The 14,623-nt window shown below is 36.4% G+C and carries 11 protein-coding genes; 9 read left to right on the top strand and 2 right to left on the bottom strand.

Annotated features, from left to right (window positions below; genetic code table 11):
- Positions 1-303: 303 nt before the first annotated feature.
- The 7 genes from GILLI_RS03325 to GILLI_RS03295 all read left to right on the top strand — a co-directional run bounded on the left by GILLI_RS03325 (position 304) and on the right by GILLI_RS03295 (position 8,787).
- Positions 304-1,416, top strand: a complete 1,113-nt coding sequence (locus GILLI_RS03325) for a glycosyltransferase (protein ID WP_006987715.1) — start codon at positions 304-306, stop codon at positions 1,414-1,416.
- 471 nt (positions 1,417-1,887) lie between these two features.
- On the top strand, positions 1,888-2,829 hold the full coding sequence (locus GILLI_RS03320; protein ID WP_006987714.1) for a GNAT family N-acetyltransferase: 942 nt from the start codon (positions 1,888-1,890) through the stop codon (positions 2,827-2,829).
- Between the two features lies 1 nt (position 2,830).
- Positions 2,831-4,048: a hypothetical protein gene (locus tag GILLI_RS03315; protein WP_006987713.1), complete on the top strand. Its 1,218-nt coding sequence runs from the start codon at positions 2,831-2,833 to the stop codon at positions 4,046-4,048.
- A gap of 387 nt (positions 4,049-4,435) precedes the next feature.
- Positions 4,436-5,416: a polysaccharide deacetylase family protein gene (locus GILLI_RS03310; protein WP_006987712.1), complete on the top strand. Its 981-nt coding sequence runs from the start codon at positions 4,436-4,438 to the stop codon at positions 5,414-5,416.
- A gap of 49 nt (positions 5,417-5,465) precedes the next feature.
- Positions 5,466-6,320, top strand: coding sequence for a glycosyltransferase family 2 protein (locus GILLI_RS17575; RefSeq protein ID WP_006987711.1), 855 nt, complete (start codon positions 5,466-5,468; stop codon positions 6,318-6,320).
- Positions 6,317-7,450 carry a glycosyltransferase gene (locus tag GILLI_RS03300; RefSeq protein ID WP_006987710.1) on the top strand — a complete coding sequence of 378 codons (1,134 nt, stop codon included), beginning with the start codon at positions 6,317-6,319 and terminating at the stop codon, positions 7,448-7,450. The genes GILLI_RS17575 and GILLI_RS03300 overlap by 4 nt, the downstream gene beginning before the upstream one ends.
- A gap of 1,028 nt (positions 7,451-8,478) precedes the next feature.
- On the top strand, positions 8,479-8,787 hold the full coding sequence (locus tag GILLI_RS03295) for a hypothetical protein (RefSeq protein ID WP_006987709.1): 309 nt from the start codon (positions 8,479-8,481) through the stop codon (positions 8,785-8,787).
- Between the two features lie 1,235 nt (positions 8,788-10,022).
- Here GILLI_RS03295 and GILLI_RS03290 read toward each other — a convergent pair.
- Both GILLI_RS03290 and GILLI_RS03285 read right to left on the bottom strand, forming a co-directional pair.
- Positions 10,023-10,979: a glycosyltransferase gene (locus GILLI_RS03290; RefSeq protein WP_006987705.1), complete on the bottom strand. Its 957-nt coding sequence runs from the start codon at positions 10,977-10,979 to the stop codon at positions 10,023-10,025.
- Between the two features lie 11 nt (positions 10,980-10,990).
- Positions 10,991-11,653, bottom strand: a complete 663-nt coding sequence (locus GILLI_RS03285; RefSeq protein ID WP_006987704.1) for an acetyltransferase — start codon at positions 11,651-11,653, stop codon at positions 10,991-10,993.
- 339 nt (positions 11,654-11,992) lie between these two features.
- Here GILLI_RS03285 and GILLI_RS03280 point away from each other — a divergent pair, with 339 nt between their 5' ends.
- Positions 11,993-12,772 carry a putative periplasmic lipoprotein gene (locus tag GILLI_RS03280; protein ID WP_006987703.1) on the top strand — a complete coding sequence of 260 codons (780 nt, stop codon included), beginning with the start codon at positions 11,993-11,995 and terminating at the stop codon, positions 12,770-12,772.
- 248 nt (positions 12,773-13,020) lie between these two features.
- Positions 13,021-13,992, top strand: a complete 972-nt coding sequence (locus GILLI_RS03275; protein WP_006987702.1) for a hypothetical protein — start codon at positions 13,021-13,023, stop codon at positions 13,990-13,992.
- The last annotated feature ends 631 nt before the right edge of the window (positions 13,993-14,623 follow it).

Below are 14,623 nucleotides of genomic sequence, written 5' to 3'. Positions count from 1 at the left end.
TCGTACCGAAGCATCGGGGGTTGATTGGTTAAAGTGATGTTGTGATGCAGGAAATTAGTTAATTGGTTAATTCGGTCCCGAAGCATCCGGAGTTAATTGGTGTCTTTGTGATATTATGATGGTGTCATGAAGTGAATTATTTTTTTTAAACCAATATATCCTCTCCCCCTATAGGGGATCCGGGGGGCAGCTTCCTAAATTCGCGTTTTCAAAATCCGTGAAATTCGTGTTTCTTAAATTCCTCTTAAATCCTTGCCGTCGTTTTATAATACTTTAAATTTGCCGATCAAGATTTCCATATAAATGCAAAAAATAAAAATCCTTCATATAATAAAATCTCTTGGTCGTGGCGGTGCTGAAATGTTGCTACCTGAAACCTTAAAGTTGCACGATATAGAAAAATTTGAATTTCACTATATTTATTTCCTGCCCTGGAAGGATCAAATGGTAGAGACTATCGAAAATGCAGGGGGAAAGGTGACTTGTTTTTCTGCATCCAACAATATAAAATTATTGCAACAGTATTCTGGAGTTATTGAGTATTGCAAAACAAATGAAATAGATGTTATCCATTGTCATTTGCCCTGGGCTGGATTTTTAGGAAGACTGGTTTTTTCGAGGACTAAAATTCCGGTTGTTTATACCGAGCATAATATGCAGGAACGCTATCATATTGCTACAAAAAAGATCAATCAATTCACATTTAATTCCCAGAGCTTAGCGCTGGGGGTTTCCGAAGATGTAACCAATTCTATAAAGAAAAATATCAACCCAAAAATTCCTGTTAAAACACTGCTAAACGGTGCTAATACAGATTCATTCAGAAGAAATCCTGATTTGGAAATTAAAACAAAAAAGGAATTGGGCATTCCAGAAAACGCATTAGTCATTGGGAATGTTGCTGTCTTCAGGTTTCAAAAGAGACTTATTGAATGGTTACAGGTTTTTAAGGAAATTGAAACTAAAAATCCAAATGTATATGGGATAATAGTCGGTGCCGGACCTTTGGAAGAGGAGATCAAAGCGGAATTGATAAAATTAAAATTAGAAAAAAAGGTTTTCTTTCCGGGTTTAAAAACCGATGTGAAACCCTATTTTTCAGCGATGGATATTTTTATGATGAGCAGCTCCTTTGAAGGATTGCCCATTGCCCTTCTTGAAGCTATGAGTATGGAATGTGCCATTGTTTCAACAGATGCTGGAGGGATTAAAGAAGTAATTCGTGATAAACAGGACGGTTTGACATGTAAAGTCGAAGAATGGAATAAACTTTCAGAATTGTGCCAGGTTTTAATTGATAATCCTGTTAAGTTAAACAACTTTAAAAAAGCAGCCCGTGAACGCGCTGTGAATTCATTTAGTCTAAAAAGGATGGTTGATGAATTGGAGGAGATCTATCTTTCTGTGATGAAGTGACGGATTGATGTTGTGAACGAGTGAAGGAGTGATTAAGTGACGAAGTGATTCTGTGAGGAGGTGAAGCTGTGAAAAAGTGACACTGTGATGGAGTGACCTCATGAAGAAGTGATCCTGTGATGAAGTAATATTGTGATGAAGTAATATTGTGATGCTGTGAAGAAGTGACGTTGTGATGAAGTAACATTGTGTTAGGTGAAATAATAAACGAAAACAGAAAACAGAAAACAGAAAAATCTCCTTCTCCCCCTTTAGGGTGTTGTGATGCTATGATGAAGTGACGTTGTGATGAAGTAACATTGTGTTAGTTGAAATAATAAACGAAAACAGAAAACAGAAAACAGAAAAATCTGCTTCTCCCCCTTTAGGGGTCGGGGGGTAAACGAATCCCCAATCAACGAATCAACAATTCAACAATTCAACAAACTAACGAACTAACGAATCAACCAATTAACCAATCCCGAATCAACAATGTTAATTAGAGAAGCCACAGAGCTGGACATACCGGAAATTATAGAAGTACTAAAAGCCAGCCTTGGTGAAACTTCCTCAAAAAAGACGGAAGAGGTGTGGAGGTACAAACATGTGGAAAACCCGTTTGGAAAATCCCTGGTTTTGGTGGCAGTGGAAAATGACACTATTATTGGGGTTCGTGCTTTGATGAGGTGGAAATGGCAATTGGGAAAACAGGTGTTTTCAGCATTGAGAGCGGTAGATACAGCAACCCATCCCGAGCACCAGGGAAAAGGGGTTTTCAAAAAACTCACTTTGAAAGCGATAGAAATAGCTAAGGAGCATGGGGATGATCTTATTTTTAACACTCCTAATACCCAAAGTTTGCCGGGATATCTGAAAATGGGTTGGGAAGAAGTGGATAAATTAAAGATCCGGATAATTCCTGCTAATCCGGTAAATTGGCTTGGAAATAAAAACCCCGAGGTATACGAGATAAATAATAATAGTTCCGATGCTCAATTAGCTGGATTGATTTCAAAATATAATAAATTAAAAGCGGAGGAAAATAAATTATTTACTCTAAAATCTCCGGAATATCTCTCCTGGCGTTATGAAAATAATCCTTTGCAAAAATACGAGGTAAAGGCAGATCAAGATTTTTATCTCGCAGGATATATGAAAGATCAAAAATATTTTAAAGAACTTCGAATTACAGAGCATATTTTTTCTAACGATCCTGGTCGGCGAAAAATCAATAAATCAATAAAGCAATTAAGTAAAAAATTTGGGGCGCAGCTTATTACAACTTCTGCGGGATTTAATTTTGAAATAGGGTTTTCCGGAAAATATGGCCCGGTATTAACCCTGAGAGATGTAAATTTGGACACAAATTTAAAACAGGAATTATTACAGCTTAACAATTGGTCCTACACTTTAGGGGATCTGGAACTATTTTAATATGCTGGGAGCCGTTTTTTTAATATTAATACTATTTCTTATCACCCAGGGACTTTTTAGTTCCCTGTTTAAAAAACATGCCTTCTTTTCAAAGGAATTGATGAATATTCTATTTTTCTATCATTTCTTTTTTTGGGTTGTTTATTACTTATACGCATTATCTAATCCATCTGACTCCTTGGCTTACTTTGACAGGCCTCAAAATGAAGCTAAATCATGGTTCGAATTTTTTGGTACTGGTACCACATTTATAGATTTCCTTTCCTATCCCTTCATCAATTTTTTAGGCTTCAATTATGAAATGATTATGGCGTTTTTCGCCTGGTTAGGATACTTAGGATTCGTATATGCCTATCTTTTTTTCAGGGAGAATATTCCTATTAAAATAACCGTCTTTAATCGTTTCGATCTTCTTACTTTAATTTTATTCTTTCCAAATATGCATTTCTGGACCGCATCTTTGGGAAAAGGAGCTCCCATTTTTTTGGGATTGATGCTATTTGCTTATGCGATTAAAAACACTAAATCCAGACTTATAGCATTAATTATAGGGTCTATTCTTATTTACTATATCCGTCCTCATGTATTTATGTTTGTGGCAGTGGGTACGGTGCTTGGATATATGAGTGGAAAGGAAAAAATTTCATTTTGGAAAAAAGCACTTATTTATATTTCACTTATTGGGGGCCTTGTTCTGGTTCAAGATACTATACTTGGAGTTGCAGGTCTCGAAGGATCAGAGAATCTTGTGGAAGGTTTTGAAGATTTTTCGGAGGATAGATCTGCATCTTTAGGAACTTCCGGGTCCGGAGTTTCCATGGCATCTTATCCCTTGCCTTTAAAATTCTTCACTTTCTGGTTCCGGCCTTTATTTTTTGATGCACCCGGAATTCTGGGTTTAATTACATCAGTGGAAAATTTAATGTACTTATTGCTATTCTTTAAAATTCTAAAAAAGGATTTTATAAAGTTTTTGATCAAGTCGAATGTAATTGTCAAAATGAGTTTGGTGGTCTTTCTATTATCTTCTTTCGCAATGACTTTTGTGATGTCCAATTTAGGAATCATTATGCGGCAGAAGTCAATGGTAATGTATTTTGCCTTTTTTGTGATTTATTATTATTTAGCACAGAAGAAATATGATAAGATACTTAGGCTAAAGAAACTAAAATCGAAAAGAGATATGGAGATGAGGAGTGAAAATATTGTGACGGAGTGACGAAGTGACAAAGTTATGGAGTGAGAGAGTGAAGAAGTGAAGAGTGAAGGAGGGTTGCTGTGAAGAAGTACCGCTGTGATGAAGTGATGAAGTGACGTTGTGATGAGGTGACGCTGTGATGAAGTGACGAAGTAAAATTGTGACGTTGTGATGAAGTGATTTTATAATGATGATATGGTTTGAGGATGTGATCATTGAAACCTGTTTAAAAGTAATATTGTGTTACTTAGAATAATAAACCGAAAACCGAAAACCGAAAACCGAAAACCGAAAACCGAAAACCGAAAACCGAAAACCGAAAAATCTCCTTCTCCCCCTTGAGGGGAGCTGGGGGGTAAACGGATCAACGAATATCGAATCCCGAATCCCGAAATAACAAATCAACAAATGAACGAATCAACAAACGGCTTTTTAGTAATTTCTCTCGATTTTGAACTTCTTTGGGGAGTTTTTGATAAGGTGGATTATAAAGAAAAGGAAACTTACTTTAAAAATACGCGAAAAGTTATTCCTGAAATTTTAGGCTTGTTTTCGGAATATGATATTCATTGTACCTGGGCTACCGTGGGAATGTTGTTCAATAAAAATTGGGAAGAATGGAGGGGGAATAAACTTGAAATTTTGCCAGATTATAAAAACACCAATCTTTCAGCGTATGTTTATGGTAAAGCATTAAATTCGACGGAGACAGAATTTTTTTGTTTCGCAAAGGATCTCATTCAGCAAATTCAAAATACTCCTCATCAGGAAGTTGGAACCCATACCTATTCGCATTATTATTGCCTGGAAGAAGGTCAGACTTTAGCCTTCTTCAAAGCCGATCTGGAAAAATCAATTGAACTCGCCAAACAAATGGGGATAGAACTTAAATCCCTGGTATTTCCGAGAAATCAGTTCAATGAAGACTATTTAAAGGTTTGTTATTATTTGGGAATCGAAAATGTGCGATCCAATCCTATAGCTTGGTATTGGAAAGACACCCAAAATGATTCCTTAAAGAATAAGATTTTCAGGACCGGTGATGCATATTTAGGTTCCAATAATAAATCATACAAATTAAGCGATTTGGATGTTGAAAAAGGAAAACCTTTGTCTCAAAAGGCGAGCAGGTTATTACGTCCTTATTCTACAAATAAATTTCTCAACAATTTGAAATTGAAAAGGATCAAATCGGAAATGAGCTTTGCCGCGAAAAACAATGAGGTTTATCATTTGTGGTGGCATCCCCATAATTTTGGAAACAATTCTGATGAGAATTTATCAGATTTAAAAAAGATCTTGCAGCATTATAAGTTTTGTAATGCAAAATATGGTTTCAAATCATTAAATATGAAAGCGCTTGGAGAAAAATTACGCTCAGAAATTTAGTCTATCCCTGCAATAGGTATAGAATGTAACAATTGCTTATATTTAATTTATGAAGTCCTCAGGCAAGTTAATTTCTATAATTATTCCGACATATAACCGATCTGGTTCTATTTTAAAAGCTATAAAAAGTGTAATTGATCAAACTTCTGATTCATGGGAACTCATTATTGTAGACGATGGCTCGGATGATGATACCTATGAGGTTATTAAAACCTTTCTTGATCATCCAAAAGTTCAATATTCTTTCCAAGAAAATAAAGGCGTTTCTTCCGCTAGGAACTATGGAGCATCAAAGGCCATTGGAGAATTTTTGATGTTTTTAGATTCTGATGATTATATTTTTCCTGGGTTGATTTCTGAAATTCAAGATTTATATTTGAATGAATATGACCTTATATGTTGGGAAGTTCTTAAAACAATAAATGGCGTGCAAAGCTTATGGAAGATTCAACAATTAGATATCATGTATAAGAATTTGAAGTTGAATTTATTGGCAGGGAGTGTGGCCTATAGAAAAAGTATATTTTATGCTGTAGGTGGGTATGATGAATATATTAAGTTTGGAGAAAATTACGAATTAGGGCTAAGAATATGTAGTATTGAAAAACTTAGAATAGGACTAATCGAGAAACCTTTATCTGGATATCTTTTAGATTCCAATCTTCGAACAAGCGACTCAGCTCGAAATAAATTATTCTCTTATTTTCATCAATATAGAAAACATTTGGACAAATACAACTCTCATCCTAGCCAACACTCTCAGTTGCTTTATATGATTGGATATAATTTCGAAAAAATTAATAAAAGAAGGTCTGCTTTAGTTTTATACACTAAATCATGGCAAACATATCCTCTAAAAATAAAGGCTCTATTAAGGATTATTTATTTGAAAATACTCGTATGAAAGTTATTTATATCATTGATTCTTTAAGCGGTTACGGGGCAGAAAAAAGCATTGTTCAAATTGCGCAGCATTTTGAGGAGGTTACCCCGATATTTATACATCTTAAAAAAGGAGATAAACTTAAACCAAGTCTTGAATTAGAGGGAATTAAGGTTTACTCTCAGGCACTGGAATCAGAAACCAGTTTCAAAGAGGCTGTAAATTCAATAATTCCAATTATAAATAAAGAGGAGCCCGAAATTATTCATTCCACGCTCTTTAGGGCCGATATGGTCGCCCGAAAATTAAAACAGGTCTTCCCGCACATCTTTTTAGTTGGCAGCTTTGTAAGCAACTCTTATGGAGTAAATCGATACAGACAATTGTCACCCCTTTCAAGAATTAAACTCTTTTCAACTCAATTGAAGGACAGGAAGACTGCCGGTAAGGTCGATTTTTTTGTTTGCAATTCTAATGCGATCAAAAAATCTAATATAAAAGCTTTAGGGATTCCCGGGAATAAAGTAAAGGTGATTTACAGGGGGAGATGTTTTGAAGATTATTTGCCAACTGCCGAATCTGTTAGTTTGCTTAAAAAGGAATTGAATCCGGAAGATCATATAGTTTTCTTAAATGTGAGCAGGCTCCATAAGGGAAAAGGTCAATTGGACCTTTTGAAGGCTTTTAAGGTTTTAAATGCGCAAAATCCAAAACTGATTTTGCTTATAGCAGGTGAGGGATCTTTTCGGGGGGAATTGGAAAATTTCATTAAAAGCCTTGGCTTGGAAAAAAATGTTTTTCTGTTGGGATACAGGGAAGATGTGGCAAAACTTTTGGCCCTTGCAGATTATTTTGTTTTCCCCTCTTATTTTGAAGGATTGCCCGGCGCCCTCATAGAAGCTATTATTTCTAAAACTCCCTCAATCGTATCAGATATTGCTGAAAACAGGGAATGTTTTGTAGAGAATGGAGCGCTGTTTTTTAAGTCCGGTAATATTAAAGACTTAGGCGATAAAATGAAGGAAGCACTAACCATAAAAGATTGGAAAGAGAGAACTGAAAGTTCTTTGGAGAATGCCAGGAAAAATTTTGAGATTAAAAAGGTCAGTAAAGAATACGAATCTTTTTATAAGAAGATTGTTAAGGGTTGAGTATGCAGGATTCTTCACTGCGTTCAGAATGCTATGCCGGGGAGGTTTTTGTTAATCTGAACAAGGTTTTCTCCTTTTTTGTCATTCTGAACGAGCTTTTGGGCGAGGAAGAATCCCTACGGCGTGAATGAGGTTTTGAGTAGTGAAACTCTTATCGGCTTTCGAACATGATTTGCCAATTGAGTACGCGGGATTCTTCACTGCGTTCAGAATGACATATCAGGGGCGTTTTTTGTCATTCTGACGAGCTTTTGGGCGAGGAAGAATCCCTACTTTGAGTGGGGGGGTAGGAGTAGTCTAATATTTATCGGCTTTCGAACTTGAGTCGTCCGTTGAGTACGCGGGATTCTTCACTGCGTTCAGGATGACAAATCAAGGATGCTTTTTTGTTATTCTTTAGTGCGTTCAGATTGCCACCTTGGGAGGCTCTTTGTCAATCAACTAGCTTTTCTCCTTTTTTGTCATTCTGACGAGCTTTTGGGCGAGAAAGAATCCCTACTTTGAGTAGGTCTTGAAGTGTAATGTGATTCGGCTAAGGAGTTAGAGACATGATTTGCCAATTGAGTACGCGGGATTCTTCACTGCGTTCAGAATGACATATCAGGGGCGTTTTTTGTCATTCTAACGAGCTTTTGGGCGAGGAAGAATCCCTACTTTGAGTGGGGGGGGTAGGAGTTGGGTTAAATATTTATCGGCTTTCGAACTTGAGTCGTCCATTGAGTACGCGGGATTCTTCACTGCGTTCAGGATGACAAATCAAGGATGCTTTTTTGTTATTCTTTAGTGCGTTCAGATTGCCACCTTGGGAGGCTCTTTGTCAATCAACTAGCTTTTCTTCCTTTTTTTTGCCTTTTTGGACCAGGCTTTTGGGGCCAAAGAAAGAATCCCCTCCCTTTGGAATTGGTGTTTTGTTTCCCGAATAACATTTCCGGGAAAAAAGGAATTAAGAAAACCCGGTATTTCGCCCAATTTTCAGCTTTTACCCTCTTTTTCTTTATTTTTACTAATTACAGACAATCAGTAAAAGAATGATTGAAGTCAGTTTTAACTACCAGCGAAATAGTACATTAAAAAAACATCCATTTTCGGCCAGTTTTAACTGCCGGAAACAGTTTGAATTTGAAATTGGCTTTAGCCACATTTTTCACATAAGCAGGAGTGATAAAAAAACAATGGGGCTAAAGCCCTACTTTACATACTTACTGGATCCCTGGCTAAAGCCAGGGGCAATGGAAGAAAATATTTTTTACATATTCAGGAGTGATAAAAACAATGAGGCTAAAGCCCTGCTTTACCTACTTATTGGATCCCTGGCTAAAGCCAGGAGCAATGGATGAAAAACATTTTTTACTTAATGCATTTCAATTTCATAAATAAATTGCTGAATTCCTTTAAATACAGTTTTAACTGAAATAAATTTAGATAAAGATAAAAGAATGATTAAAGTCAGTTTTAACTACCAGGCGAATAGATACATAAAAAAACATCCATTTCCGGCAGTTTTAACTGCCGGAAACAGTTTGAATTTAAAATTGGCTTTAGCCACATTTTTCACATAAGCAGGCGTGGTAAAAAACAATGGGGCTAAAGCCCTACTTTACATACTTACTGGATCCCTGGCTAAAGCCAGGGGCAATGGAAGAAAATATTTTTTACATATACAGGAGTGATAAAAACAATGGGGCTAAAGCCCTGCTTTACCTACTTATTGGATCCCTGGCTAAAGCCAGGAGCAATGGATGAAAAACATTTTTTACTTAATGCATTTCAATTTCATAAATAAATTGCTGAATTCCTTTAAATACAGTTTTAACTGAAATAAATTTAGATAAAGATAAAAGAATGATTGAAGTCAGTTTTAACTACCAGCGAATAGATACAAAAAAATACATCCATTTCCGGCAGTTTTAACTGCCGGAAACAGTTTGAATTTGAAATTGGCTTTAGCCACATTTTTTACATAAGCAGGAGTGATAAAAAACAATGGGGCTAAAGCCCTACTTTACATACTTACTGGATCCCTGGCTAAAGCCAGGGGCAATGGATGAAAATATTTTTTACATAAGCAGGCGTGGTAAAAACAATGGGGCTAAAGCCCTGCTTTACCTACTTACTGAACCTCTGACTAAAGCAAGCGGCAATGGATGAAAATATTTTTACATAAGCAGGAGTGATAAAAACAATGTAACATAATGTGTTTGGCACCCTGATCCTCGCTATGTTTCAGGGTCGAACTTAATAATACGATTTGGATTTTTTTGAACCGGAATTGTATTGAGAAGCTTTTTAAAGGTAATACGCTTAATTTGTTGAGGAGTTTAGTCGGTAAGCTACAGACCACATAAAATGGCTATGGTAATGAGATTTCTCCTAAAGTCGATATTGACGAAATAATAAATGCTTTTGATTTTAGCCCTGATAGAAGCGGCATCCTTTTTTGATTTTTCTTCAAAAAAGATATAGCGGATAGCAGGAAATAGCTTCAAAACATCTCAACATCTTTACAAATAAACAGATAAACTGTTTATACCAGAATTTTATCTTCCTGAGATTTCCGTTCTCAGACAAAATATTATTTTCTTAATAGTAATAATTTGCTGAGGATTTTTGATGCGGAAACCAGATTCCCATTTTTCAAATAATAGTAAATCAACATCTTATAACTGCTTTGAAGTCTATTAAAATAAAAGGTATATAATTCCTTATTTTCGTGGAGAAGATAATACCGACTTAACCCTCGATAAGTAATAATTTTAGAAAGAAATTTATTTTCTTTCATTCGGTGAGACCAGGTCCCTCCTGGATGTTGTCGGTAACAAGCCGGTTCAATATCAGGCTGAAATTTTGCGTCTCCAAATTTTCCGAGATAGCTAAACAAGAAGGTGTCAACATTCAGAACTTCTGCCATCTGCCTGGGAATTTCAGTAAAAATATTTCTAAAGCAAATGCTCAATAAAAGAGGATGGTATTTTCCTTTAAATAATTCTTCCTTGGTTATATCCCATTTTGGCTGATGAATTTCCTCGGGGCTTTCAATTTTTTGTCCCTTATTATCAATTGTAATAAAAGAATGATATACAAAACCAACCCCAGGATTTGATTCAAGAAAATCTACCTGTTTCTGTAACTTCAAAGGATCTGCCCAATAATCATCTCCTTCACAAAAAGCTACGTATTTTCCTTTTGCATTATAGAAATTATAAAAGGCATTGTAGTTGCCGGTTGTAACTCCGTCTACTTTTATTTTATTTTCTGGGTGATGAAGAATTAATCTTAATTTATTGGGATATTTTTTAGCGTAGTCCAGGCAAATTTGTCTGGTACCATCTTTTGAGCCATCTTCACCTATAAGAATCTCAAAATCAAACTTCGTTTCCTGCATCAGGATACTATCCAAACATTCTTTTATGAAATCCTTTTGCTGGTAAGTTTGAACTAAAACGCTTACAACCGGGTTTTTTGAAGTAGAAGAAGATAACTCCTCTACCTTGGTTTTTCGATACTTTTCCTGAAATTCCTGAAAGGTCATTGAGCGAAAATCTAGTTTAAATAGTTCTTACTTATATCATCAAAACTCACTTTCCTTTTGGTGAAGTTAGGGGAGGAGTACACTTCCCCTTCCCCTGTGGAGGTTTTTATAGCGACTCCCATCCCTATGATATTTTTAGAGCCAATTTCCAGGTTTTGTAGAACTACGGAATTGAGGCCGATAAAAGAAAAATCACCAACTCTCACATTTCCGCCAATAGTAGGACCGCTTAAAAGAACGTGATCTCCCATAACAGTATGATGGCCCAGGCGTGCACCAAACAAAATACAATTGTTTCCTATTTTCACAAAGGGTTGTATCACAGATCCTTCACCAATAAAGCAATTTTCTCCAATTACAAGATTCTCCCAGGTTGAGGCCTTTGAGGAAATATAGGTAGCCATTTTGATTCCTTTGTGTTTAGACATGTTATAAATTCGCTCCCTAACGATATTATTACCTACTGCAATAAATAGGAAAGTATTTTCTTGAAGTAACTTGTCCTCAATATCCTCATATATCTTTGTTTCCTTTGAGTCATTCGGATTCTTCTCAAGGTAAGTTTTTTCAATACATGAACCCAGCACCTCAAAGTCTGAATCATTCTTAAAAACATATGCGGCATAATCTGCCAAACCACCAACCCCGTAAATAAATAGTTTTTTATTCTTCATTCCATCTTCAGAATTAATTTTTCACTCAAATATAGAACTTTTGATTGGATGTAAATTGGAAAACAAGCTTATTCCCATAAGGTTCCTAAGCGTTCTTTTTAGCGAAATATGGTAAGACTAATCCTAAGCATTTCCTTTAATTAAGGTTGTTAAACGGGCTTTTTTAACCTCATATCGAAAACCCTAATTTTTTCCTAGTTTTTGAAATTTGTTGAGCTAATTTCCTGATAATTAATCCAATTTATGATATTATGAAATGAGCATAACGCGAATACAGTACAAACACCGATTTAGATATGCGAATTGCATATGACCATTAAAAACAATAAATATCTCCTTATGAAAAAATTATTACTCTTGGTTTTGTCCGCTTTTTGCCTGGGGGCTTGCAGCGTTGACCCTGTTGAAACAGATCCTATCGATGCACAATTAGTGGTTATGGATGCTGTTTTTGAAATTAATGGATGTTCTGTTACTACTTTCAATTACGCAGACGCAGGAAGAATTGAGGTTAGAAATGACCTGGAATTTATTTACTTAAAAATTATAGCAAATGGCGATTATGACCTTGTGCAGTCCAATCTTCATATAGATGCAGACATTTCCGGTTTTCCAACCACAAGGAATGGAGGAATTATTATCAATAAAATGGATAATCAAAGATCTTTTAATCCCGCGGTACAGGAGTACACCTATCAATTTCCTTTAAACTCTTTTGGAGATTCTTTTCTGGTGGGAGCTCATACCGGCTTTCAATTGGGAAAAAAGAAATATAATTTTTGGGCAGGTGACCTATCTGGTAACCAATGGTCATATTTTGAATATAATCTTTATGAACATCCTAATGCAGGAGCAGATAAGTCCAGAGAGATTACTTTTAGTGCGGCCCAAGCCCTGTCCAGTTGGGATGAAGTAAGGAAAGTGTACGTGGGTATGCTAGATCCTGGGGTTCCAAAAGGAGTTAAAGTTGGTACATTTGATCCAAGTATTTGGGATTTGATTAATAGGTTCAATCACCCTACCCTGGGTGGGGTTGGGAAATACACCACTGTGTATACAATTGGGGAAGGGGATTGTACAGATTCTGTTACCTTAACCTTAAATGTTGTTGCTGACTAATTTTAATCTTTGTAATATATGCTATAATTAAAAGCCAACTTTGAATGAGTTGGCTTTTTTTATGACCACGGACTAGGTTTATACTTCTGGATTTTCGTACAAAAAATTTTAATATTTCCTCCAAATAAATTATTAAAATCCACAAAACTAATCTCTTGATCGACTTTTCAATTCCTATATCGAAAAGGTCAATTTCACCTTAAACTAAGTTGTAAATTTAAGAGAGAAACCCAAAAAAGACCGTGAACATGAAAAAACTATTACTACTACCATTTATTGGTTTGTGTCTTACAGCCTGTTCTGTAGACCCAATTGAAGACCAGATTATCGGGGAAAACATTAATGAAGTCAACGCCGCTCTAGTAGATTACGGCTGCGCCGGCCCTGATAATTCTATGACCATTACTTATTCTGAAGCCGCCGCAATAGAAAGCTGGGATGAGGTAAGGAAGTTGTATTTGAGTTTATTAGCGCCGGGAGTACTTAGAAATGGAACTTTTGATCCTTCCATTTGGGATTTGATCAATAGATTTCAAGACCAGGGACTTGGAGATTATACTTCTGAATATACCATTGTGGATGGCGAATGCACCGATTCTGTTCTATTAACTTTTACTGTGGTTCCTGATGGTCAGTCAGAACCTCCTTGTGAACCTGTTGATGCGGGGCCGGATAATTCTATGACCATTACTTTTTCTGAAGCCGCTGCTATAGAAAGTTGGGATGAGGTAAGGAAGTTGTATTTGAGTTTATTAGCTCCGGGAGTAGTTAGGAACGGAATTTTTGATCCCTCAATTTGGGACCTTATCAACCGCTTCAATGATCAGGAAAATGGTGGCCCGGGAGATTATTCTACCGAATATACTATTGGAGACGGGGAATGTACAGATTCTGTTCTTTTAACTGTAACTGTTATCCCGGATGAGCAGTCCAATCCAGCTTGCGCACATGTTAATGCGGGACCTGATAAATCTATAACAATGACAAAATCTCAGGCTGCAGCCATTGAGAGTTGGGACGAGGTAAGGAAATTATATTTGAGTTTATTGGCTCCGGGAGTAGTTAGGAACGGAACTTTTGATCCTTCAATTTGGGATCTTATAAACCGCTTTAATGATCAGGAAAATGGTGGCCCGGGAGATTATACTACCGAATATACCATCGTGGATGGCGAATGTTCAGACTCGGTACTTTTAACGATAACCGTTATCCCGGATTAAGGGTAATCAAAAAAAACCTGCATAAAGCTTACTGTTGGTTTCGGATTTTAAAGCCGTAGGATTATTTAAAGATTACGAACAAACTAAAAAAAAAAAGTCGCTTCTAAACGGGAGCGACTTTTTTAGATTATTAGGAACTGGGGCATTATCTTAAATCAGTTCCTAACGATCTATGAAAAAAGGGTCAGACTTTAAAAAAGTCCAACCCCTGTTATTTTAAACTTATACACTTAGTGGGACAATGTCATTAAATTTAAAAAATTGGTACTGCAGATCGATCCACCTCAATAAAAAACTGCCTGTAAGGGCAGTTTTTTATTGAGGCACTCCATCACTCCATCACTCCATCACTCCATCACTCCATCACTCCATCACTCCATCACTCCATCACTCCATCACTCCATCACTCCATCACTCCATCACTCCATCACTCCATCACTCCATCACTCCATCACTCCATCACTCCATCACTCCATCACTCCATCACTCCATCACTCCATCACTCCATCACTCCATCACTCCATCACTCCATCACTCCATCACTCCATCACTCCATCACTCCATCACTCCATCACTCCATCACTCCATCACTCCATCACTCCATCACTCCATCACTCCATCACTCCATCTC

Source organism: Gillisia limnaea DSM 15749 (assembly GCF_000243235.1).
Lineage (GTDB): Bacteria > Bacteroidota > Bacteroidia > Flavobacteriales > Flavobacteriaceae > Gillisia > Gillisia limnaea.
Note: the sequence above shows the minus strand (reverse complement) of the source record. Positions and strands in the feature narration are given on the sequence as shown.

Coding starts and splice junctions, on each gene's coding strand:
- GILLI_RS03275 (WP_006987702.1), top strand. CDS start 13,021: ATGAAAAAACTATTACTACTACCATTTATTGGTTTGTGTCTTACAGCC.
- GILLI_RS03310 (WP_006987712.1), top strand. CDS start 4,436: ATGAACGAATCAACAAACGGCTTTTTAGTAATTTCTCTCGATTTTGAA.
- GILLI_RS03300 (WP_006987710.1), top strand. CDS start 6,317: ATGAAAGTTATTTATATCATTGATTCTTTAAGCGGTTACGGGGCAGAA.
- GILLI_RS17575 (WP_006987711.1), top strand. CDS start 5,466: ATGAAGTCCTCAGGCAAGTTAATTTCTATAATTATTCCGACATATAAC.
- GILLI_RS03280 (WP_006987703.1), top strand. CDS start 11,993: ATGAAAAAATTATTACTCTTGGTTTTGTCCGCTTTTTGCCTGGGGGCT.
- GILLI_RS03320 (WP_006987714.1), top strand. CDS start 1,888: ATGTTAATTAGAGAAGCCACAGAGCTGGACATACCGGAAATTATAGAA.
- GILLI_RS03285 (WP_006987704.1), bottom strand. CDS start 11,653: ATGAAGAATAAAAAACTATTTATTTACGGGGTTGGTGGTTTGGCAGAT.
- GILLI_RS03325 (WP_006987715.1), top strand. CDS start 304: ATGCAAAAAATAAAAATCCTTCATATAATAAAATCTCTTGGTCGTGGC.
- GILLI_RS03315 (WP_006987713.1), top strand. CDS start 2,831: ATGCTGGGAGCCGTTTTTTTAATATTAATACTATTTCTTATCACCCAG.
- GILLI_RS03295 (WP_006987709.1), top strand. CDS start 8,479: ATGATTGAAGTCAGTTTTAACTACCAGCGAAATAGTACATTAAAAAAA.
- GILLI_RS03290 (WP_006987705.1), bottom strand. CDS start 10,979: ATGACCTTTCAGGAATTTCAGGAAAAGTATCGAAAAACCAAGGTAGAG.